We start from the raw sequence: 20948 nt of genomic DNA, 5'->3' as shown, positions 1-20948 counted from the left end.
TCAGACCTCCGCCCGAGACCAGGCAGCATGTTCGGCCACGACTCGGAAGTAGCGTCCACTGCCGTGAGTCAGGGTCTGCGTCGCCGAGGGTGGCAGCCAGCGGGCGGCTCCGGGACCGACGGTCGCACCGATCAAGTCGGCGGAAACGTCCCACCGTCGCGCGATGTCGTCGAAGCCGAGACCTGGTGCGTTCCCGGGCGCGAGGTCGTTCCCGACCGCCTTGGCTGATCTCACGAGCTGCGTCATTGCATCGCGTGCAGCCTCGGCGTACGGCTTGCCCGTGACCTTCTTGCCATCGCCGCGCAGGTCCTCGAGGTCCGGTGCCAACGGGCAGTCGACCATCAGGTAGCGGGCGCCGATCCAGCGCCAGGCCATCCCGGTCGTAACCCGAAGCGCCACGACGGCGATGGCCAGCGCATCCGCCGGGCCACCCGACCGATGCGCCGTCGCGAGCAGGGCCGCCGGCGGCGGCACGTCCGTGTGCGGCGGGCTGTGCTGGTCGCCGGCAAGGAAGCGTCGCACCCCTTCACGCCCGATCATGTCCAGATATGCACCGGCCCATGCCACCGACTGGCGCAGTTCGTCAGGGCTCGGCCCCGACGAAATAGCACTCATGTTGATTGCCATCAGCCTGTCTCCGTGACCCGCCGCAGGTAGCGCGCCCTGACGGTGGCAAGCGGCACTGTCGTCCCGTCCCGTTCGACCGCCCAGAACGCCCACCCATTGGTAGCTTTGCCGGCCCGGACGTGCGACCCGGCCGCCGACGGTGTTGCGAACCGCTGCCCGTCGATGGTCAGGCCGCCGTCGCTGCCGACAACCGCCGTCGCCGGGGCTGATGCCTGCGTCGAGCTCACACGCTCCTCTACGACGAGGTCACCGGCGGCGACGAGGTCCGCAATCGTCACGTTGTACTGACGTGGCGCGGGCCGCACCGGTGACTCCGACGGCGCGTCCTCGTCGAAGGCATCGGGCGAACAACCCAGCAACCGCATCACCGCCGAGATCGGCGTCACCGCCGCCTCCAACGCGATCCGGTCGTAGGCCGGCAGCGTCTCGTCCTGCGGCCGGTTCCCGTTCGACAGCTTGGCGAGCGACGCGCCATCAAGCAGGTCGTACAGCCGGCCCTCAAGCCAGCCGACCTGCGCCGAGTGCCACCCGTGCGTCGTGTCCCGCACCACCATCAGCGCCCGCGCCCAGTGGTCCTTGCCCTTCAGGTGCTGCTTCAGCCGCGTTCGTAGGCCCGCCGGCGCCTTCCCCACGTACACACCGAACGCCCCGTCCAGCGCCACGGGATCGAGCAGCAGGTACACCCCCGGGGCGTCCCACGACTCGTCCACCCCATGCACCGACTGCCGGTCCACCACGGCCATCCGCAGCGCCGCGTTCGAATCGAACACCACCACCGGCACCCCGGGCTCCGACGCAAGCAGCGCCGTCACCGGCAACGCATCCCCCGTCACCGCCACCTCACACCTCCAACTCGCCCGTCACCGCCGCCGTGATCAGGGCGCGGCGACGCTCCCAAAGCAGTTCGGCCTGACGCCGGAGTCGATCAACACCGTCCCGGACTCGAGCCGCCAGGGACGAGACCTCTTCGACAACAGCTCCCTGAGCCTCAAGCGGGATGTTCGGGACCGGGATCCCCCCCAACTCGGAGGTCGGGAACGACTGCTGAATGGCCCCCTGAGTACGCAAGCGGATGTGTTCCCTTGCAAGGCCGGAGTTCAACGTGTAAGCCAAGAAGACGGGATCAATGAGGCGACGATCCGGACGGATGAGCAGCAAACCTGAGCTGTTGCCTCCGATCGCCCACTCAGGGACGACAGCGGAAACGCCAGCATCTCCCGTACGAACCATCAATACGTCGCCGGGCTCAAGCATGCTCTTGGAGTTCGCCTTGTTGGCGTCCGCGTCGATGTGGACCAGATTGCTCGGCAGAACGTGGTTGCGTTCGATGTTGACGCCTCGCAGAAACGGCGGCCCTGCCGGCGCCATCAACTCTGCGGGACGGACTACGACTCCCACCGTGAGCCGTGTAGTTCTGTACTGCAGGGGCACCAACTCGGGGCTGGATCCCCATATCCGGTACTCGATGAACGCCTCAAGGCGTTCCAAGACCAGTTGTTGCAGGTCTGCGTTCCTCTCGAGCAGCCGATCGATGCTGGCGGTCTCGGTGTCGAGGTAATCCGCGATGCGCCGCTGCACGGCAAGCGAAGGGCGCGGGACGGGCGCTTGGGTCACATCCTGCTGTCGTAGGGCGTGCCGCGTCACGCCGCGGGCGTGCTGTTCGAAGTAGTCGCGCAGTGGATGCGCCTGGAGGGCCCAGTAGAGGAACCGACCGTCGATTCCTGCGCGTGGACGGAGAAGGCTTGTGTGGTACCCGAGCACCGTTCCCGGGAGGTCCTCGGCGACCCAGGCGGCGATTGCGATGTCGTCTGCGGTCTCGGAGTCTTTGGTGATGAGGACGTCGTCACGCTGTAGTTCAAAGCGTCTGATCTCGCCAGCTGTGGCTGTGCCTTGCATGAACGACAGCTCGTTCGTGATGCGGTCGCCGTAGTAAACGTCGGTGTAGTTGCAGAGGCGCACCGGTGTCTCGCTCTCGTTGGCAACCTTGTCGACGCTGCTCGGTCGCACAAGTGCAAGATGTCCCAGCGGGACCGTCGGAGTGGCGGTCATTCGGTGACCTCGGCGAGAAGCTGAAAAATTTCGGCTTCGACTTGCTTGATATCGGCGTCGATCTCGGCGAGGGGGCGGGGCGGCTGGTAGCGGTAAAAGATGCGGGTGAAGGGGATCTCGTAGCCGAGCTTGGTCTTGGTGTGGTCGACCCAGGCGTCGGGGGCGTGTGGGAGGACCTCGGCCTTGAGGTGGTCATCGACGCCGTCGGTGAGCACGTCGATAGTGTCGTCGTCGGGCTGGTAGGTGTCTGGCAGCGGGACGGCTTCCTGCCCGCGCAGGTCTGGGTCGGGCTGCGGACGGCCCTTGGCGTCGACGACTGGCTCAGCGTCCGGGTCGGGGACGGTGAGCGCGGCGGCAATGGCGTCCTTGGCCTTTTTCAGCAGTGCCGTGAAGCCGTCGGCCTTCTTGACGCGGGTGATGGCGTCGGCCGCGGTGAGCCCGTTCGCCGGCAGGTCGGCGACGGTCTGTTCGATGCCGGCCAGGATGTCCTCGGCGCGGTCGGCGTCGGACTTGCGGACCTGTGCGGCGTTCCAGTCGGGTGAGGTGCGGAGCCGTTCGACGGCTGCAGCACCCCCCTCGTAGCGGGCCCGTAGCGGTCGTTCGATGGTGACGCGGCGGAACCCGAACCGGTGATTGGGGATGAGCTTGGCTTGCTCCCCATCGGCGTCGAGGCCGTGGTAGAGGGCGACGATGCGTTCGATGTGCTCATCGGCGAGCTCGTTGCGCTTGGCGCCGAGGCTCTTGCGCATCTTGCGGAACTGCTGGCGGGCGTCGATGAGCTGGACGTTCCCGGTGCGTTCGGGTGCCTTGCGGTTGGTGATGATCCAGATGTAGGTCGAGATGCCGGTGTTGTAGAACAGCTGGTCGGGCAGCGCGACGATTGCCTCGAGCAGGTCGTTCTCGATCAGGTAGCGGCGGATCTCCGATTCGCCACCGCCGGGAGCGCCGGAGAACAGCGGCGAGCCGTTCATGATGATCGCGAGCCGTCCGCCGCCGGTGCCGGTGGCGTGGTCGTAGGGCTTGAGCTTGGACAGCAGGTGCAGCAGGAACAGCAGCTGTCCGTCGCCCTTGGCGGGCAGGCCCGGTCCGAACCGGCCATCGTGACCGAGCTCGGCGTGTTCGCGCTCGAGCGGGGCGGCGTAGCCCTTCCAGTCGACCCCGAACGGCGGGTTGGTGATGGCGTAGTCGGCTGCGAGCGTCGGGAAGGCGTCTTCGGTGAGGCTGTTACCGAACGCGACGTTGTCGGCATCCTGCCCCTTGATGAGCAGGTCGGCCTTGCAGATGGCGTACGACTCGTCGTTGATCTCCTGCAGGTGTGGGATCAGCCGTGCCTGGCTGTTGCGCGACCGCAGGTGCTCCTCGAACACCGACGCCATACCACCGGTGCCGGCGCAGCTGTCGAGCATGGTGACGATTGCGCCAGGCTGGGCGAGCCGGTCCCAGTCGGCTGCCGCGAGAAGTTCGACGCACAGCGCGATGACCTCACGGGGTGTGAAGTGCTCACCTGCGGTCTCGTTGGACTGCTCAGCGAACCGGCGGATGAGCTCCTCGAACAGGTAGCCCATGTCGAGGTTGGAAACCCGGTTGGGGTGCAGGTCGATGTCAACGAATCGGGCGAGGATCGGGTAGAGCAGGTTGGCGCCGTGCAGCTTGTCGATCTGCGTGTCGAACCCGAACTTCTCGATCACGTCACGGGCGTTGGGCGAGAACGCCTCGATGTAGGCACGCAAGTTGGCCGGGACGTTGTCCTCGTCGTCGATGAGCCGGTCGAAGGTCAGCTGGTGGGTGTTGTAGAACGACCGGCCTGAGACGGACCGGAGGACCGGTTCGCGGTTCTCGATGCCTTGCTCGGCCAGTTTCGTGTCGCGCTCGAGCACCGCCTGCTTGGTGTCGAGCAACGCCTGGTCGAGACGACGTAGGACCACGAGCGGGAGGATGACGTCGCCGTAGTCGTGAGCCTTGTAGGTCCCTCGCAGCAGGTCTGCGATTGCCCAGATCAGCCCGACCGCTTCCCCATGCGTGTACGCCGCCACTGTTACTCCTCGCGTTGCCGACTGCACCCCGCCCCCGCTGTCCCAGCTGGCCAGCCTGCGGCCAACGCCACTGTAGGCGTTGGCCGTCGGTGGGCCGGAACCGTGTTTGGGCGGTCAGGGTGTCCACTGTCAGCCGAGGGGCAACCGGCCGCGACAAGGTGGATCGCCTCTTCGCTACGCCGGACGAGCACGCTGCGTGTCAGCCGTGATGAGGTTCGCCGACATCGAGATGAGTGCGTAGCGCTGGGATCCAAGGGTCCCCAGCGGCATGGTCGTGCCAGACGTGGATGCTGGCGACCGTCATACCCCCCTCCGATTCGCGGTGCATCGAGACGTCGACGGCGTAGACGCCGGCCGCGGAGTCGCCGGCGAACTGGAGCGCACGCTCGGCCGCTGCCCGTAGGGCCAACTCGAGCGAGGTCCATCGGCCGGGCACTCGGAGCCGGTAGCAGGTCCACTCGGACGGGTCGTCGAACGGGTCGTCGTAGTTGTCGAAAAGTAGGAAGATCACGTCGTTTGTCTCCGGTAGCTGTCGGTCTGCAGCCTCGTTGGTGAGCTGCGTCGAGAACCGTCCGTGGCTCCTGTCGAGATGCAATCGCGCCACGGCCCGTACGGGCCGTGGCGCGGCGTTGCCTCACAGCCGCTCGGCGAAGCTTCCCTGCGCGACCGTGCACGCACGCGTGTCCGGTCAGGTGGGCGCGGCAGCGGGGCTGCGGCTGGTCAGAGTGCTCCGCGCTCGTCGACAGGCGGGTTCGGCACCTGGTCGGGCCGCTGGAACAGCGCCTTCGTACGTGCGACCTTGAGACGCAGCGGCTGGCCGGACAAGGCTGCCCTCAGGCCGGCTGCGCTGGAGAGGATGAGCCAGGGCATGTCGCTGATGTTGAGCAGCGTCCACCGGTCGTCCTGCTCGAGTCGACGGACGCAGACGAGCGCCGGCAGGCTGCCGCGTCCGACCGCGACGACGACCCATGCGGCAACCGTCGGCGAGGCATCGGGAGACCATCCCATCAGCGAGACCATCGCCGCCATCCTGCGTGGGGTTGCCAGCAGCTGGTCCAGCTTGGCGGTCATGGCCGCTCGCGTCTGCGGGCTACATGGCAGCAGCAGGGCGTCGCCCCGGTCGTCCACGGCGATGGCCATGTCGTACTCGGCAGGGTCGGACCCGAAACGGTCGACCGAGCTGGCGACGAGCTGGGTGAAGCGTTCGAGCTCAGCGTGGCTGACGGGGGCGTTGTTGACGTTGAACATGTCGTCTCCTTGTCGGTGGAACCGCAAGACCGTGACGACGTGCCGACTTCCCGCAGCCGGCAACAACAAGCCGGCTGCCGTTCTCCCGGAGCCGTGGACGCGATTCTCGACTGGGCGGCTCACACCCACGGTCGCGGGCCGGGACGGTTGCACGCTCTCGAGCTCGGCGGACCGTGATCGGTATGGACACCACACACGCTCCCGCCCTCCATCCGCTCCCGACCGCTATCGGCCAGCTGCTGACCAGCTACCGGCCGCGCTGCCTCACCGAACCGCACTGGACCGCCTGTCGCGGTGAGGTCATCGCCCTCGTCGCCGCCGCACCTCCGGCGGACGAAGACGATGCCCGCGCACTGCTGGGCGCCGCCGTGGCCCTGATGGCGTGGGCTGCGCCGCAGCTGCCGGACGCCAGCCTCGCGCAGCTGCTGACCGGCTCATGGGTCGAGCGCTTCGCCGTGACCTGGCGCCGCCAGGGCCGGTCGGACAACAGCCTGCGCAATCACCTCTCGGCACTGCACCGCCTCCAGCGCACCTTGAACGGTGAAGACGGCTCGCGGCGCAAGAACCGGACCGACCAGTCGGGTGCCCGGACCCCGGTCCCCTACGGCCCACCCGAGTTCTCGGCCATTCGTGCCGCCGCGGCTCACGCCCCCGACCACATCGCGGCTGCGCTCGAGTGCGCGATCACCCTGCACGAGCGCGGTGTGATCGAGCCGGAGGCATTCGAGCACGGTCTTGACCAGGCGGCGTGGAAGGAAGCAAAGGGGTGGCTGCGCGAGCACCGGCTGCCGCCACTGGACGCGGCTGAGCTGCGACGCGCCTGGACCTTCGCGATCATGCGGCGGACCTCGCTGTTCGAGGCGGTGAGTATCGGTCTGACGGGTGCCGAGATCGACCGACTGCGTGACCACCTCCCCACCGACGGGCGCGCAAGCCGCGCTGCACTGCGCCACTTCTGAACCTACGCATCCAGGTCGCGCCCCCGCTCAGCGGGGGCGCGCATCTTTCGCACACCCAGGACCCGTTCGGTGCGGGCGAATGCCCGCACCAAGCACGTCCTCACGGTCCATCACGTCCACCGAACACAGGAGTTGGACGTGACAAACAAGAAGGTCAGCAAGGCTGCCGTCCGACGGCTGGCGCAGGAGATCAACAGCCGCCACCAGGGCCGGCAGCTCCCGCGCGAACTGCAGCTGCTGCTCGACGGATACACCCCGGCAAGCATCGCACCGCAGACCTACCAGTCGGTCAAGCCGACCATGAACGAGATCATGCGGCGCACCACCACCACCGGCCCGGAGAAGTTCCGCCAACAGCGCCAGTACGTCGCGCAGCTGGCGGCGTGGAGCCACGAACACGGCCTGTCACTCGAGCCGGAGCTGCTGCTCACGGTCGGACGCATCGTTACGTTCATCGCCTCGCCGAGGTGCGCACACCTCAGCGACGCGTCCCGCGCCGACCTGCGAAGCGACCTGCTCGAGATCGCCAAGCAGGCGAACCCGGCCTACGACGGCATCAGACGCGCCCAACCCATCGCGCGGCCACGGGTGAAGCCGCCGTATCTCCCCGCCGAGGCCGCCACGATCGTCCGGGTCGCTCGCAACCAGAAGACGGCTGTCCGGCGACAGAGCATGTGCGCCGTCGTCGGCCTCGGTCTCGGCGCTGGGCTCGACTCGACCGACATCAAGCCACTGCGTCGCTGCCACGTCGTCGAGGTGGACACCAACCAGCTCGACGTGCACGTGTCGGGTCGCCGCCCCCGCATCGTTCCGGTCCGGAATCGGTACGTCGATCTCGTGCGAGACGGGCTCACGGGACTTCGCCCGAACGATCTGGTGATCGGACGCAACGAGGACCGCAAGGACGTGGTCAACCGGGTTGTGGCTCAGGCGGTCATCCCCTCCACGTGCCCGCACGTCGAGCAGACCCGGCTGCGGGCGACCTACCTCGCGGAGTTGATCCAGATCAACCTTCCGTTGCTCGACCTTCTCGACATCGCCGGGCTGAAGTCCGTGCAGACACTCGTGGACATCGCCCGCTACCTGCGCGAGCAGGAGAGCGACCGATGATCACCATCGGCCAGTACCTCGTCGCCTGCCACCTCGTAGACGCCCACGGGGCCGCCGAGCGGTTCGAAGCCTTCTGCTACCCGGCCAAGCAGGGGCGGCGAAATCTGTCTCCGCGGACGTTCCTGATCGGCAGCCTGCTGAGCATCCAGACCAACGGCAGCATGCGTTACAACGACGTCCACGCCGTACTCACGACGGCGATCCCGCCGTTCGCCATGGTCGAACTCGGCGTCGCCGTGGCCGACCGTCACGAGGACGGGCCCCGCGTGGCTCGCGTCTGCCTGACGCAGGACCACCTCTACAACTTCACCCGGCTCCTTCGGAAGCGTTGCCGTGCAGATGGGCAAGCGATCGAGCCTGCCACCAAGGATGCGCTGCTCGACGTCGTCAACCGCATCATCCGAGCGACGCTGCCGACCCGCCCGGACGGTTCCAGCGCCTACTGCGTCGACGAGACCGGCGTTTGGGCCTGGAACAAGGGACGCAAGGTGCCAAAGGCGGTGAAGGACCGTCCCGAGTACCTCGAAGACGACATCACCGTCGAGGAGGTCCGCAAGGCCCAGGCGCGCAGGTCGGTCGACCCCGACGGCGCGTGGGGGCGCAAGACGAAGAAGGCCGGAGGTAGCGAGGCCTTCTTCGGCTACTCGATGCACGGGATGGTGCGCGCACCGAGGCTCGATACCGGCTACGGGGACTGCCCCGGCTTTGGTTGACATCTAACGTGGGCCGACGGTCCACGGGAAGGATGTCGCAATGCCGAAGCACTACCCGCCCGAGTTCAAGCGTGACGTTGTCGCGGTCGCCCGCACCAGCGGCCTGACCCAGGAGGAGATCGCCCGAGACTTCGGGATCTCGACCCACTCGGTCCAGCGCTGGGTCAAGCAGGCCGACGTCGACGACGGCATCACCGAGGGCACCACCACCGCTGCCCAGGACGAGCTGAACGCGTTGAAGCGTCGCAACCGGGTGCTCGAGCAAGAGGTCGAGATCCTGCGTCGCGCGACGGCGTACTTTGCCAAGGATGCGGCCCCAAAATGACCTACCCGCTGGTCCTCGACCTCGCCGACGACGGGATCCCCGTCACGGTGACCTGCCGGGTGGTGGGCTTCTCCACCGCAGGGTTCTACAAGTGGCGCGCCAACCCGATCTCGAACCGTGACTGGGATGACGCCCACCTGATCAACGCCATCATCGACATCCACGCCGACGATCCCGAGTTCGGCTACCGGTTCATCGCCGACGAACTCGAAGCCGCCGGCCACGTCGCGTCGGAGAACCGGGTGCACCGGCTGTGTTCGCTGCAAAAGGTCGCCTCGTCCATCCTGCGCAAGCAGCGCGGGTCCGGCAAGACCCCCGGGCCGCCGGTCCACGACGACCACGTCAACCGGATCTTTCACGCCGAGCGGCCCGATCAGATCTGGCTGACCGACATCTCCGAGCACCCCACGGGTGAGGGCAAGCTCTACATCTGCGCGGTCAAAGACGTCTGCTCCCGCCGCATCGTGGGGTATGCGATCGGGCCGCGCATGACCTCTCAGCTGGCCGACGCGGCGCTGCGCACCGCGATCGCCAGACGCCGACCGACCGGCACCGTCGTTGTTCACTCCGATAGGGGCGGTCAGTTCCGATCACGCCGCTACCAGCGAACCCTGCGGGCCCACGGGCTGATCGGATCGATGGGCCGGGTGTCCTCCGCGGGCGACAACGCCGCGATGGAGAGCTTCTTCGCGCTGCTGCAGAAGAACGTCCTCAACCGCCACACCTGGACCACCCGCGAGGAGTTGCGCCTCGCGGTCATCATCTGGATCGAACGCACCTATCACCGTCGCCGTCGGCAACGCGCACTTGGCCGTCTCACCCCGGTCGAGTTCGAAGCCCTCATCGGCAACACTGACCTTGCTCGCGCAGCATGACCCCGCACAACCGCCGTCAACCAAAGTCTGGGCAGACCCACGAGTCCGAACCGCTACTGCTCGAGTATCTGGACCTCACCCCGGCATCTACGGATCTCGTTCGCTCCACCTTGGCCATGATCGACGGGATGCGTGCCGCCGGTAGCGAGGTCACCGAACTCATCGTCGACCGCCACTACAGCTACAAGCGTAACGAGCGCTGGGCCGAGGAACTCCGCAAGCGTGGGGTCCGCCAGGTGCTCGACCTGCGCAGCGAGGACTGCACAGGGTTCGAGGACGCGGACAACGCCCGCGTCGCCGCCGGCGTACCCCACTGCCCGTCGACTCCCGAGCACCTCGGGCGACTTGCGCGGCCTGGCCCCGCCGAGAAGCGCCCGAGGTCGCTCTGTGGCCCGGACGGTGCTGACGCCCGCTACGACGACCGGATGGCGAAGCTGAACCTGTTCCGCGAGCAGATCGAGCTTCGCCAGAGGTTCGCGCTCGAACGGCACGGACCGGGCAACGGCAACCCGCTCGACAGCCGTTGGGGGTGCCCGGCGGCCGCCGGAAAGCTCGGGTGCGAGCTCCGACCTGGAACGGTCGAGGCCGCGACCCCCCTCGGCCTACCTGTCGTCGAGGGACCGGCAGACCTCTCGCCACTCCCGAAGGTCTGCACGCAGCGAACCGTGACCCTGCGTCACCAGGACCTTCAGCCCAAGCTTCAGCAGGAGCACTACTGGGGCAGTCACGACTGGGAGGTGTCCTACGCACGCCGATCCCGGGTCGAAGGGTTCTTCGGCACGCTCAAGGACGCCTCCGTCGGCAACCTCCGCCGCGACGCGTTCCGAGGCGACTGCCTTGGTGTCAACGGACATCGGGATCTCCCCGGTGGCGGACGTGAGACCTCCCCGGTGGTGGACAGCAGTTCTCCCCAGCCGCGGACATGAGATCTCCCCACGGGGTCAGGCCAGGGGCGTCACCCCCTTGCCGTCGCGGGCTTGGGCGAACCGGTAGGAGTCGCCGTCGGTGACCACGACGTGGGCGTGGTGCATGAACCGGTCGACCGCGGCGGTGGCGATGGTGGTGGGCAGCAGCTGGTCGAACCCGCCGGGGTGGATGTTGCTCGAGATGGCGACCGAGCGACGTTCGTAGGCAGCATCGATCACGCGGAACAGCGCTTCGGCGGCCTCGGCGGGGACGGGGAGCAGGCCGATGTCATCGATGACGACCAGGTCGGCCTTCAACACCCGGTTGACGGCTTTGGCGACCGAGTCGTCCGCACGATGTCGGGTGACGAGCCGGCCGAGGGACTCGATGGTGAACCACGCGACCATCAGCCCGTCATCGATTGCGGCCTGACCGAGGGCTTCGAGCAGGTGTGACTTCCCGGTCCCGGACGGTCCGACCACGGCCAGGTTCTCGGCCCGCCGGACCCATTCGAGGGTGCGTAGCGCCTGTTGGGTCGCCGCCGGGATCGTCGAGGCGGTCTCGCGCCAGGTGTCGAAGGTCTTGCCGGTCGGAAACCCGGCCCGGCGTCGGCGGTTGCGGATGGTGGCGGCGTCCCGGCCTTGCGCTTCCTCGGCGAGCAGGACCCGGACGAGCTCGGCAGGTTCCCAACGTTGCGCTTTGGCGGTGGGCAGCACGTCGACGGCGGCCTTGCGCAGGTAGGGCAGCCGCAGCCGTCGGGCGAGCGCTTCGACCTCGGCGTCGAGGGCTTGGGACTTCGAGACGGTCATCGGCCGACCTCCGCCCAACGCGACGTGCCGGTCTGCAGCGAGTGGCCCTCGACGAGCGGGACCACGACCCCGTCACCGTTGCTGCGACGCCGATGCCGCAGGATCGAGGCGAGATCGCCTTCGGCGAACCGGCCGGCCTGCGCGGCGGCAGCCAGCGCGGCGTCGACCTCGGCCTGGTCGTAGACCGCGGCGAACTCGACCGCCTGGTTCATCTTCATCCGAACCCGCGCGGTCCCGGCCGCAGCGGCGGCGGTCAACCAGGCCGCCGCTCCCGGCCCGAGCGCGAGGAACGCGGCCTCGCCCGGCGTGCGAGGCGCCGGGCGGTGCTCGAGAATCTTCGACGCCGACCGGGGCGGGTAGTGCGATAGATCCAGCCGCGGCGTGCCGGGGGTGGAGACCAGGTGGCGGGCGACCTCGGTCACGCCGTCACGGCCCTGGTGGGCGATGACGACCTCGTCGCCGTCGACGCGGACGAACACGGTCTGGTCGATCAGCTGGTGTGGGACCGAGTAGCGCACCCCACCCAGCGAGATCACCGAACTGCGCGACACCACCCGGGTTTCGCCCAACGCGGCCACGTAGGGGTCACGGGGCACCGGGTGGAGCCGTGCCTGTTCCTCGGCGAGCATGTCGACCGGGGGCCGGCCGGTCTCACGATGCGGGCGGGCGTTGATGTGCTCACACCACATGGCGGCCTCAGCCCGCAGCTCGGCGAAGCTGTGGTAGGCGTCGCGCAGGTTCGCCGTGGTCGGGACCAGATCCGCCTTCGCGATCCGCACAGTCGCTTCCGAGCCGCCCTTGGACTCCGGATCGGCCGGCACGCAGGTGGTGATCTGGGTGCCGTAGTGGCGGCCCGCGGCGGCCATGTCGGGATGGCGGACCGGGATCCCGGCGACATGCTCGGCCGTGACGGTCTTCTCGTTGTCGGTCAACGTGTAGGTCGCGATGCCCTCCACCCGACGGAACGTCTCGTCCAGGCACGACAGCACGGTCGGCAGGGTGCGGTCCCACACCGGGATCACCACCCGGAAACGGCTCCACGCCAGCCAGGCACAAAACAGCAGCGTCGCCCGCCCGGCGATCCTCGGTCCGGTGCCCCAGTCGAACTGCAACCAGCCGCCCGGTTCAGTGATCCAGGGCCGATACACCCGACGTCGTCCCGCCGCGTAGTGGTACTTGGCCTCGGCAACCGCCCGGCGCGTCGTGCGGTCGGTGCCGTCAAACCCCATCGCGGTCAGCCGCTCGTGCACGACATCGGCCCGGATGTCGCCCTCGGAACGTTCGACGAGCTCTTCGATCTTGGCCCGGTAGCCGTCGATCATCGACGGCCGCGGCACGCTGGCCGACGGGTCGGCAGCCGCGGCACGGCGCTCGACGTAATGCTTGACGGTGTGGTGGTCGCAGCCAGCCAACCTGGACGCGCCGCGGTAGGTGCCCACGAGGTCGTAGGCCTCCAAAATCTCCATGATCTCTCCGGCAGACTTGATCCCGATCCCTCCTGGTCGGCGACGCTTCAGCACCGCCGTCGTACCGGGAGGGATCACTCGTTCACGACAACCGTGACGAGCACAACGGACAACACCGGGGAGATCTGATGTCCGCGGGGAGCTTTCGTGTCCGCCACCGGGGAGGTCCGCTGTCCGCCTACGGGGAGAATCTCATGTCCGCCGACACTTGGACTCCGCCTCCTCCACGTCGGCTTGTCCTCCGCCGTCACCAACGTGCGCCTCGCCCGCAAGTGGCACCTCAAGACCGGCAACCGGCTCGACCTCCCGGACGTACTGTTCGCAAGTTTCGACCCGCCCACCGAGTTCGCCCTCGAAGACGCTGCCTGATCCACCACGCCCGGACGCCACTGCACCGTCGTCGCAGTGGTGTCCTGCGCTCTCGCGGCGGGCAGCACACGGCGCGAGACGCCTCAGCCTCAGCACCACCTGAAGACCCTGGGGACGGACACCTCGCCATCCGCGGTGTCACGCAACTGCCGCGCAGCTGAACGGGTCGATACCGCCGTGCGTGCGCTGACGGGCGGTCCTCCACCCACGGGCACCCGGCACAACCCTGGTCGCGGCGAAGTTCGAGGGCGAGGTCATGCGTGGCGTCTGATCCGGTGACTCGCGGCCGTACCGCCTACGCCATGACGGCCGGCTCGAAGCGTTGGCACACACTCGGCAACCTCTCCACACCGATCGCCCTGTCAACGGACTCGTCGCCGTCGCGGAACACGTCGATGATTGGCAACATCACCGCACTCCGGTGGCCATCCTGAGACGCACCGACGAAGGGCGAAGCAGTCATGGACTGGGAAGCAGTGGCAACGATCACCGCGCTCCTCGGTGTGGTCGTGACCTTCTTCTTCAACATCCGGTCGAATCGACTGACGCGACAGGGGCTTGACCAAGACCGAGAACTGGCCCGTCAGCGCATGGAACAGGACCAGGCGGTCGCCGAAGCCACCGCGACCCGCTCCGAGCGGGCCGCCGAGGTGGCCGAAGAGCACTCCTCGCGCATCGTGGACGCCCTCGAGAAGATCGCCGCCAGTGGAAGCGTCAGCGCCCACAGCGCACCGGCATCCAAAGTGAGATGGCAGCTGCGCCACGAACAAGGCGACCGGTACCGCCTGACGAACGAGGGCGATCTCACCGCACACACCGTCGAGCTCGACACCGACGAGACCCTGCCACTGCATGCCCTCGAGGGCGACCCCGACGAGGTCGGGCCTGGCGAGGCACTCAGCTTCATCGCTTCCACCTCCATGCATACCCGTGACCGAACCCTCACCGTCACCTGGGCCGAAGCCAACACCGATCACCGCCAACGCTGGCGCAACCCCCTCCCCCCACGTCCCTCACGCCGAGCCTGAGCCGCACAATCCAGACGCCGGCTCATCGCCAGCGGCAGCCGACCGCGACCAGGAGACCTGCAAGCGGACACGACAGAGACCCCGCCGAATACTCGGCGGGGTCTCGTCTCTGCAGGCGTCGATCGCGCCCTGGTTCCGTGCGATGGAGGCGTGGACAGGACCCGGTTCCGTCGCTCCCTTGGTGGAGCGGCGGTCGGTCGCCCGTCCCCTCGGCGCGGCCCTTGGTGGCCGATCCGGAGGCGCGTTCATCACACGAGCTTGGGAGGCGTCCGGGGAGGTGCACCCTCCGTCGAACGTCTCGCGGTGGAGCTGCCGGGAGTCGAACCCGGGTCCCGCGGTCCCGAAGCTCGGGGCTCTACGTGCGTAGGTCCTGGATGATCTCGGATGCGGTGCTCCAGGGCCAGACAGCTTCCGCATCCATACCGTCGAAGATTTCCCACGGGTGCCCGACGGTCGGAGCACCCACGGTGGAGCCTCGTGATGTCGATCCGGTCCCCCTACGAGGCGTCAGGGGCGGATCGTCGCGGGTGTTTAGGCCGCGAGGGCCAGGTCAGTGTCCTTGGCAGTTATGGTTTCCCACGCGTTTTGTCGAGGTCGCGTGAGCACCCTCGGCACGCTCCCATGGCAACGGACTGACCACGGTCGAGACCGAATCAGCCCCAGGAGTGAAACAGGGTCGTGGTGCGCGATCGACGCTCTGCAGTTCTCAAACCGGCCGTGTGGTGCTTCGACCGGGCCCAGAAGTATAACTCGCCCCGCCACGGCCGCCAGCGGTTGTTGACCGGACGGCCACCGACGCGGCGGCCGCGACGGGGGGTCGAGCCGTACCCGAGGGGCACCTGTCGGCTGGGATCGCCGCCATCGAAGCGGCTGGGATCGCCGCCATCGAAGCGGCTGGGATCGCCGCCATCGAAGCGGCTGGGATCAACGCCGCTGCTTGAGCGCCCGCTCGATCTCGCGCTGCGCGTCGCGCTTGGCGGCCGTCTGGCGCTTGTCGGCGACGTTCTTGCCGCGTCCGACCGCGAACTCGAGCTTGGCCCGTCCACTGCGGAAGTACAGCCGGGTGGGCACCAGCGACACGCCCTTGGTCTCCACGGCGGAACGCAACCGTTCGAGCTCACGACGATGCAGCAGCAGCTTGCGCGGCCGGACCGGGTCGTGGTTGTTGCGGTTGCCGTACTCGTACTCGGGAATGTGGGCCTGCATCAGCCAGGCCTGCCCGTCACGGTCGACCTTGACCCACGCCTCGGTGAGCGAACCCTTGCCGCCCCGCAGCGACTTGACCTCGGTGCCCACGAGCGCCAGGCCGGCCTCGTAGCTGTCGTCGAGGTGGTAGTCGAAACGGGCACGACGGTTGCTGACGATCAGCTTGGTGCCGTCGCCCTTGCCCTGCTGCTGCTTCGTCTTCGCCATGACCGGCGAGCGTAGCGGCGGAAGCGCGGGCGGTCCCGACCGCGGTCAGCAGCCGAGGTACGGGCACGGGTCGGTGCGGCTGCCACCCTTCCAGATCTCGAAGTGCAGGTGCGGCCCGGTCGAGTGGCCCGTCGAGCCCTCGTAGCCGAGGACCTGGCCCTTGCTGACCGAGCTGCCGGTCCCGACCGCGAGGCTCGACATGTGGCCGTACAGCGACAGGTCGCCGTCGAGGTGGTCGACGATCACGCACAGGCCGTAGCCGCCGCCGCAATTGGTGGTGTGCACCACGCCGGCCCGGCTGGCCAGGATCGGTGGGGTCCCTCCGAGCTGGCTGGTGCAGGCGATGTCGACGCCCTGGTGCATGCGCCCCCAACGGGTGCCGAATCGCGAGGTGACCCGGCCGCACGCGGCCGGCCACCCCCACGACGAGCCGGTCGACGGCGGACTCGCCTGGCCTCCGCCCCCACTGCCGGCTCCACCGCCGCTCCCGCCGGAGCCCGAGCCGCTCCCCCCGCCGGCGCTGCCGCCGCTGGCGCCACTCCCCGACCCGGAGCCACTCCCCGACCCGGAGCCGGAGCCGCCGCTCGAAGCACTGCCACCGTTCGTACCGCTGCCACCCGAGCTCGAGCCGCCGCCCCCCGCGTTCGAGCCGCTCCTGGTCTCGGCCTCGCGTGCCGCGCGCGCCTCGGCCTCGCGGCGCTCTGCCGCCTCGCGGCGCTCTGCCGCCTCGCGGCGCTCGGCGGCCTCGCGGTCCCGACGCTCCTGCTCGATGCGCTCCTGGGCCGCCCGCTCCTCGGCGGCGCGTTCGCGGGCGGCCTGCTCCTCGGCCTCGCGCTGCGCGGCCTCCTGCGCCCGTCGGCGGGCGAGCGCGGCGATCTCGCCCTCGAGTCGTTCGGCGTCGGCCCCGACCGCGACGAGGTGGGCCTCGATGCTCGAGCGGTCCTCGAGGATCGCCTCGAGCGCCGCCTGCTGCTCGGTGCGCCGCTCGGCGACGACCAGCGTCTGCGCCTGCTGCTCGGCCACGGCCCGCGCGACCGCATCCGCGGCGCCTGCGGCCTGGGCCTCGTGGTGCTGCGCGTCCGCGGCCGCCTGCTCGGCGGCCGCCACCTGCTGCTCGGCGGTGACGCGCAGACGCTCCGCCTCGTGGCGTTGCGCGGCCACGGTCTCGAGCAGCCGGACCACCTCCTCGACGAGGTCCCGGTCGTTGGACATGACCCGGCCGACGTAGGTGGAGGTGTTGAGGAAGTCGGCGATGTCGCGCACCCCGGTGAACACCTCGGTGAACGACACCTGGCCGTACTTGAACGCTGCCCGGATGCGGGCGTCGAGGCGCTGCTGCTGCTCGGCCAGTTCGTCCTCGGTGGCCTCGAGCTCCCGCGTGAGCCGACGCAACGCCGTCCTGGTGGCGGCCGCGTGCCGCTCCGCGTCCTCGGCGGCCTCCGTGGCCTCGGCGGCGGCGGCGCGGGCGGCGTCCAGGTCCGCGCGCGCGGTCGTCAACTCGTCCTGGCGCGCGCCGAGTTCGCGCTCGGCCTGCTGCAGCGCGGCATCGGCCGCGGCCAGGCGGCCCCGGGCGTCGTGCTCCTGGGTACGGACCTCGCCCAGCTGCTCACGACCGGCCTCCGCCTGACGTTGACGCTCGGCGAGCTCGCGTTCGAGGTCGGCAGGTTGCGCCGTGGCCACGGCCGGCAACAACAGCAGCGCGGCCGTCCCGGCGAGGAGACGACGCAGTCGGCGCGACACGGCCACGGCCCTCATTCCACTGGACGACCGGGCACGCTAACACCAGGGTGCATGCACAACAACACACCTCGTGTCACCCGGGCACCGCGTCCACCGGTCCACGGCCGCTCGGGGAGCGGACGTCCCGCCCGCCGGACGACACCGTCGGGGCCGAGGCGTCAGACGTCCAGGAAGCGGCGCAGGGCGACGACCGAGGAGAACGCCGCGATCCCGACGCCCGCGGCGAGCAGCCACGGTCCGACGGCGATGACGTGCGCGGCGTCGATGAAGGGCATCAGTTCGATGTCGCGACGCAACTGGGCGGCGACGCGGGGCACCGAGGCGTACAGCAGGCCCCACGACAGGAAGGCACCGAGCACCCCGGCGAGGACCCCCTCGAGCACGAACGGCAGGCGGATGTACCAGTTGCTCGCGCCGACGAGCTTCATGATCGAGGTCTGCTCGCGCCGGGCGAAGGCCGCGACCCGGATCGTGTTGGCGATCAGCACCCCGGCCGCGACCAGCTGGATCGCCGCGACGATCAGCGCGGCGTTGCGGATCACGTTGGTGAAACGCAGGAACTGGTCGAGCACCTGACGCTGGTCGACGATCTCCTCGACGCCCGGGTAGGCCTCGAACTGCTCGGCGATGACGTTGAACAGCTGCGGGTTCTCCAGGCGCACCCGGAACGAGGCCGGCAGGACGTCCGGGTCGACCGACTCGACGAGGTTGGGCTGGTCACGGAACAGCTCGACGAACCGGTCGTAGGCGTCCTGCTTGGACTCGAAGAACACCTCGGCGACCACCGGCTGGTCCTCGAGGTCCTCGCGCAGCTGCTGCTGCTGCTCGTCGGTGATCTCCGGGCAGGTGCGACCGTCGCAGAGGAAGATCGACACCTCGACCTGACCGACCCAGTCATCGGTGGCGAGCTCGACCTGGTCGGAGAGCAACAGACTGGCCCCGAGCAGCGTCAGCGAGACGGTGACCGACAGGATCACCGCGACCGTCATCATGAGGTTGCGCCGGAGACCGACGAAGGCCTCCTGCAGGATGTAGCGCCAACGCGCGGACATACGCTGTCCTTGTTCCTTCGAGCCTTGCGTGCAGGCAGCGCCGGACCGCCGCCGGGGCGGTGTCGACGCGGGGATCGTCAGCCGGCGTAGCCGTAGACGCCGCGGGACTGGTCACGGACCACCACGCCGTTCTCGAGCTCGACGACGCGCCGGCGCATCGAGTCGACGATGTGCTGGTCGTGGGTCGCCATCACCACGGTGGCACCCGTGCGGTTGATCCGGTCGAGCAGCTTCATGATGCCGACCGAGGTCGACGGGTCGAGGTTCCCCGTCGGCTCGTCGCAGAGCAGGATGCGCGGGTGGTTGACGAACGCCCGGGCGACCGAGACCCGCTGCTGCTGGCCACCGGAGAGCTCGTGCGGCTGAGCCTTCGCCTTGCTGTCGAGTCCGACCAGCTCCAGCACCTCGGGCACGCGCCGGTCGATCTCGCGCCGGTGCTTGCCGATGACCTCCATCGCGAACGCGACGTTCTCGTAGACGGTCTTGTTCGCGAGCAGCTTGAAGTCCTGGAAGACGTAGCCGATCTCGCGACGCAGCATCGGGACCTTCCACGAGCGCAGGGTGCCGAGGTTCTTGCCGGCCACCCAGATCTCACCCTCGTCGGGGCGCTGCTCGTGGGTGAGCAGCTTCATGAAGGTGGACTTGCCGGACCCGGACGGGCCGACGACGAACACGAACTCGCCCTTGGCGACCTCGAGGGACACGTCGGCGAGTGCCACGACCTCGTCGTCGGCGCCGCGCTTGAAGGTCTTGGTGACGTTGCGGAGCGTGATCACGACGGATCCTCCGACGGGGACGACGAGCACGTCGTCGACGAGGTGCTGGCGCCGCCCGGATCGGGTGCGACGGAACGGGGCGACGGCCGGCGCCAAGGGGGCGGCCGTCGGTCGACCGGGCAGCGTATCGAAGGCCCGCCCTTCAGCGGGACCCGAAACGCGCGTCAGGCCTCCTGCGCCTCGCGGACGCGTCAGGCCTCCTGCGCCTCGCGGACGCGTCAGGCCTCCTGCGCCTCGCGGACGCGGCGACGCAACTCGGCCTCGATGAGGCCGTCGAGGTCGCCGTCGAGGACCGACTGCACGTTGCCGGTCTCGTGCTCGGAGCGCAGGTCCTTGACCATCTGGTACGGGTGCAGCACGTAGCTGCGGATCTGCGAGCCGAACCCGACGTTCTGCACCGCGCCACGCAGCTCGTCGAGCTGTTCGGCGCGCTTGAGTCGCTCGAGCTCGGCCAGCTTCGCCTTGAGCACGCGCAGCGCGGCCGCCTTGTTCTGGTGCTGGGACTTCTCGTTCTGACAGCTCGCGACCAGGCCGGTCGGCAGGTGCGTGATCCGCACCGCCGAGTCGGTGGTGTTGACCGACTGACCGCCAGGACCCGACGAGCGGTAGACGTCGACCCGGATGTCCTCGTCGGGGACGGCGACCTCCTCGTCGACCTCCGGCAGGACCGGGACCACGTCCACCAGCGCGAACGACGTCTGCCGGCGCGCCTGGGAGTCGAACGGGCTGATGCGGACCAGCCGGTGCACGCCGTGCTCGGCGTTGAGCCAGCCGTAGGCGTCGGCGCCGCGCACCTCGAAGGTGGTCGACTTCAGCCCCGCCTCCTCGCCGTAGGACTGGTCGAACACCTCGGTGTCGAACCCCCGCGTCTCCGCCCAGCGCAGGTACATCCGCTGCAGCATCTGCGCCCAGTCCATGGCGTCCACACCGCCTTCGCCGGCGTGGATGGAGACGATGGCGTCGTCGTGGTCGTGCTCGCCACCGAGCATGGTCGCGATCTCGAACCGGTCGAGTTCGGCGGCGACCGCCTGCAGACCGGCGACCACCTCGTCGGCCGAGCCCTCGTCACCCTCCTCGGCCGCGAGCTCGTCCAGCACCTCGAGGTCGTCGAGGCGGGCCACCAACGCGTCGTAGCGTTGCACGTCACCCTCCACGCGGGAGAGCTCCGTGGTCACCCCCCGGGCCCGGTCCGGGTCGTCCCACAGGCCCGGCGACCCCGCCAGCTCCTGCAGCTCCTCGAGCCGCTGCCGCTTGCCGGCGATGTCGAGGTCGGACTCGAGTTGCGCGACGCGGCCGCGCGACGCGGCGATGTCGTCGGCGTGGGTGTCCGGCATGGACCTTCGGCTCCTGCAGCGAGTGGTCGAGCGCACGCCGCAGGACCGTCCCCGGTCCGCGGCGCACCGGCGTCGATGCTACCGAGCGGCGCCGACGCCCCCGCGCGACGCCGCCG

The 20948-nt window shown here is 69.0% G+C and carries 20 protein-coding genes and 1 other RNA gene; 7 read left to right on the top strand and 14 right to left on the bottom strand.

Annotated features, from left to right (window positions below; all coding sequences use genetic code 11):
- The 6 genes from ELR47_RS05140 to ELR47_RS05115 all read right to left on the bottom strand — a co-directional run bounded on the left by ELR47_RS05140 (position 1) and on the right by ELR47_RS05115 (position 5957).
- The gene (locus tag ELR47_RS05140) at positions 1–627 is read right to left on the bottom strand and encodes a hypothetical protein (RefSeq protein WP_130648916.1); all 627 of its coding nucleotides are present in this window, start codon (positions 625–627) and stop codon (positions 1–3) included.
- Positions 627–1466: a restriction system modified-DNA reader domain-containing protein gene (locus tag ELR47_RS05135; protein ID WP_130648915.1), complete on the bottom strand. Its 840-nt coding sequence runs from the start codon at positions 1464–1466 to the stop codon at positions 627–629. Before ELR47_RS05135 ends, ELR47_RS05140 begins: the two co-directional genes overlap by 1 nt.
- A 1-nt stretch (position 1467) precedes the next feature.
- Entirely contained in the window at positions 1468–2676 is a 1209-nt protein-coding gene (locus tag ELR47_RS05130) for a restriction endonuclease subunit S domain-containing protein (protein ID WP_130648914.1), read from the bottom strand.
- Positions 2673–4709: a type I restriction-modification system subunit M gene (locus tag ELR47_RS05125; protein ID WP_130648913.1), complete on the bottom strand. Its 2037-nt coding sequence runs from the start codon at positions 4707–4709 to the stop codon at positions 2673–2675. The genes ELR47_RS05130 and ELR47_RS05125 overlap by 4 nt, the downstream gene beginning before the upstream one ends.
- Positions 4710–4908: 199 nt before the next feature.
- Positions 4909–5304, bottom strand: coding sequence for a hypothetical protein (locus ELR47_RS05120; RefSeq protein WP_130648912.1), 396 nt, complete (start codon positions 5302–5304; stop codon positions 4909–4911).
- 125 nt (positions 5305–5429) lie between these two features.
- Positions 5430–5957, bottom strand: a complete 528-nt coding sequence (locus ELR47_RS05115; RefSeq protein ID WP_130648911.1) for a hypothetical protein — start codon at positions 5955–5957, stop codon at positions 5430–5432.
- Positions 5958–6139: 182 nt separating this feature from the next.
- Between ELR47_RS05115 and ELR47_RS05110 the strand changes: the two genes are divergently transcribed.
- The 5 genes from ELR47_RS05110 (at position 6140) to ELR47_RS05090 (ending at position 10865) form a co-directional block, all read left to right on the top strand.
- On the top strand, positions 6140–6916 hold the full coding sequence (locus ELR47_RS05110; RefSeq protein ID WP_130648910.1) for a hypothetical protein: 777 nt from the start codon (positions 6140–6142) through the stop codon (positions 6914–6916).
- Positions 6917–7054: 138 nt separating this feature from the next.
- Entirely contained in the window at positions 7055–8026 is a 972-nt protein-coding gene (locus ELR47_RS05105; protein WP_130648909.1) for a hypothetical protein, read from the top strand.
- Positions 8023–8739, top strand: a complete 717-nt coding sequence (locus tag ELR47_RS05100) for a hypothetical protein (protein WP_130648908.1) — start codon at positions 8023–8025, stop codon at positions 8737–8739. The genes ELR47_RS05105 and ELR47_RS05100 overlap by 4 nt, the downstream gene beginning before the upstream one ends.
- A 40-nt stretch (positions 8740–8779) precedes the next feature.
- A protein-coding gene (locus tag ELR47_RS05095; protein ID WP_130648907.1) for an IS3 family transposase occupies positions 8780–9939 on the top strand; the annotation gives its coding sequence in 2 pieces (ribosomal slippage) (positions 8780–9053 and positions 9053–9939; 1161 coding nt in all).
- The gene (locus tag ELR47_RS05090) at positions 9936–10865 is read left to right on the top strand and encodes a hypothetical protein (protein ID WP_130648906.1); all 930 of its coding nucleotides are present in this window, start codon (positions 9936–9938) and stop codon (positions 10863–10865) included. The genes ELR47_RS05095 and ELR47_RS05090 overlap by 4 nt, the downstream gene beginning before the upstream one ends.
- A 15-nt stretch (positions 10866–10880) precedes the next feature.
- Here the strand turns inward: ELR47_RS05090 and istB are convergent, their stop codons facing one another.
- The gene (gene istB / locus ELR47_RS05085) at positions 10881–11654 is read right to left on the bottom strand and encodes an IS21-like element helper ATPase IstB (protein WP_130648905.1); all 774 of its coding nucleotides are present in this window, start codon (positions 11652–11654) and stop codon (positions 10881–10883) included.
- Positions 11651–13141 (bottom strand): IS21 family transposase, encoded by a 1491-nt coding sequence (istA, locus tag ELR47_RS05080; protein WP_130651227.1) that lies wholly within the window; start codon positions 13139–13141, stop codon positions 11651–11653. The genes istB and istA overlap by 4 nt, the downstream gene beginning before the upstream one ends.
- Before the next feature lie 213 nt (positions 13142–13354).
- On the opposite strand from istA, the gene ELR47_RS19085 reads away from it, so the two are divergent.
- On the top strand, positions 13355–13489 hold the full coding sequence (locus ELR47_RS19085) for a hypothetical protein (RefSeq protein WP_268234472.1): 135 nt from the start codon (positions 13355–13357) through the stop codon (positions 13487–13489).
- Positions 13490–13965: 476 nt separating this feature from the next.
- Entirely contained in the window at positions 13966–14517 is a 552-nt protein-coding gene (locus ELR47_RS05075; protein ID WP_130648904.1) for a hypothetical protein, read from the top strand.
- A 301-nt stretch (positions 14518–14818) separates the two neighbouring features.
- On the opposite strand, the gene ssrA is transcribed toward ELR47_RS05075, so the two are convergent.
- The 6 genes from ssrA to prfB form a co-directional block, all read right to left on the bottom strand.
- Positions 14819–15178: a transfer-messenger RNA gene (ssrA, locus tag ELR47_RS05070) on the bottom strand.
- 263 nt (positions 15179–15441) lie between these two features.
- On the bottom strand, positions 15442–15930 hold the full coding sequence (gene smpB, locus ELR47_RS05065) for an SsrA-binding protein SmpB (protein WP_130648903.1): 489 nt from the start codon (positions 15928–15930) through the stop codon (positions 15442–15444).
- 45 nt (positions 15931–15975) lie between these two features.
- Positions 15976–17676 carry a M23 family metallopeptidase gene (locus tag ELR47_RS05060; protein ID WP_130648902.1) on the bottom strand — a complete coding sequence of 567 codons (1701 nt, stop codon included), beginning with the start codon at positions 17674–17676 and terminating at the stop codon, positions 15976–15978.
- A gap of 152 nt (positions 17677–17828) precedes the next feature.
- Positions 17829–18722 (bottom strand): permease-like cell division protein FtsX, encoded by an 894-nt coding sequence (ftsX, locus tag ELR47_RS05055; protein WP_130648901.1) that lies wholly within the window; start codon positions 18720–18722, stop codon positions 17829–17831.
- Positions 18723–18799: 77 nt separating this feature from the next.
- The gene (gene ftsE / locus ELR47_RS05050; protein WP_130648900.1) at positions 18800–19498 is read right to left on the bottom strand and encodes a cell division ATP-binding protein FtsE; all 699 of its coding nucleotides are present in this window, start codon (positions 19496–19498) and stop codon (positions 18800–18802) included.
- Between the two features lie 218 nt (positions 19499–19716).
- Positions 19717–20832 (bottom strand): peptide chain release factor 2, encoded by a 1116-nt coding sequence (prfB, locus tag ELR47_RS05045; protein WP_130648899.1) that lies wholly within the window; start codon positions 20830–20832, stop codon positions 19717–19719.
- Positions 20833–20948 lie beyond the last annotated feature (116 nt).

Origin of the sequence: Egicoccus halophilus (genome assembly GCF_004300825.1) — a bacterium.
Lineage (GTDB): Bacteria > Actinomycetota > Nitriliruptoria > Nitriliruptorales > Nitriliruptoraceae > Egicoccus > Egicoccus halophilus.
Note: the sequence above shows the minus strand (reverse complement) of the source record. Positions and strands in the feature narration are given on the sequence as shown.

What these genes read in the sequence shown, in the direction of transcription:
- ftsX (WP_130648901.1), bottom strand. Translation starts at nt 18,722, where the DNA reads ATGTCCGCGCGTTGGCGCTACATCCTGCAGGAGGCCTTCGTCGGTCTC.
- prfB (WP_130648899.1), bottom strand. Translation starts at nt 20,832, where the DNA reads ATGCCGGACACCCACGCCGACGACATCGCCGCGTCGCGCGGCCGCGTC.
- ELR47_RS05140 (WP_130648916.1), bottom strand. Translation starts at nt 627, where the DNA reads ATGGCAATCAACATGAGTGCTATTTCGTCGGGGCCGAGCCCTGACGAA.
- ELR47_RS05090 (WP_130648906.1), top strand. Translation starts at nt 9,936, where the DNA reads ATGACCCCGCACAACCGCCGTCAACCAAAGTCTGGGCAGACCCACGAG.
- ELR47_RS05115 (WP_130648911.1), bottom strand. Translation starts at nt 5,957, where the DNA reads ATGTTCAACGTCAACAACGCCCCCGTCAGCCACGCTGAGCTCGAACGC.
- ELR47_RS05130 (WP_130648914.1), bottom strand. Translation starts at nt 2,676, where the DNA reads ATGACCGCCACTCCGACGGTCCCGCTGGGACATCTTGCACTTGTGCGA.
- istB (WP_130648905.1), bottom strand. Translation starts at nt 11,654, where the DNA reads ATGACCGTCTCGAAGTCCCAAGCCCTCGACGCCGAGGTCGAAGCGCTC.
- ELR47_RS05100 (WP_130648908.1), top strand. Translation starts at nt 8,023, where the DNA reads ATGATCACCATCGGCCAGTACCTCGTCGCCTGCCACCTCGTAGACGCC.
- smpB (WP_130648903.1), bottom strand. Translation starts at nt 15,930, where the DNA reads ATGGCGAAGACGAAGCAGCAGCAGGGCAAGGGCGACGGCACCAAGCTG.
- ELR47_RS05110 (WP_130648910.1), top strand. Translation starts at nt 6,140, where the DNA reads ATGGACACCACACACGCTCCCGCCCTCCATCCGCTCCCGACCGCTATC.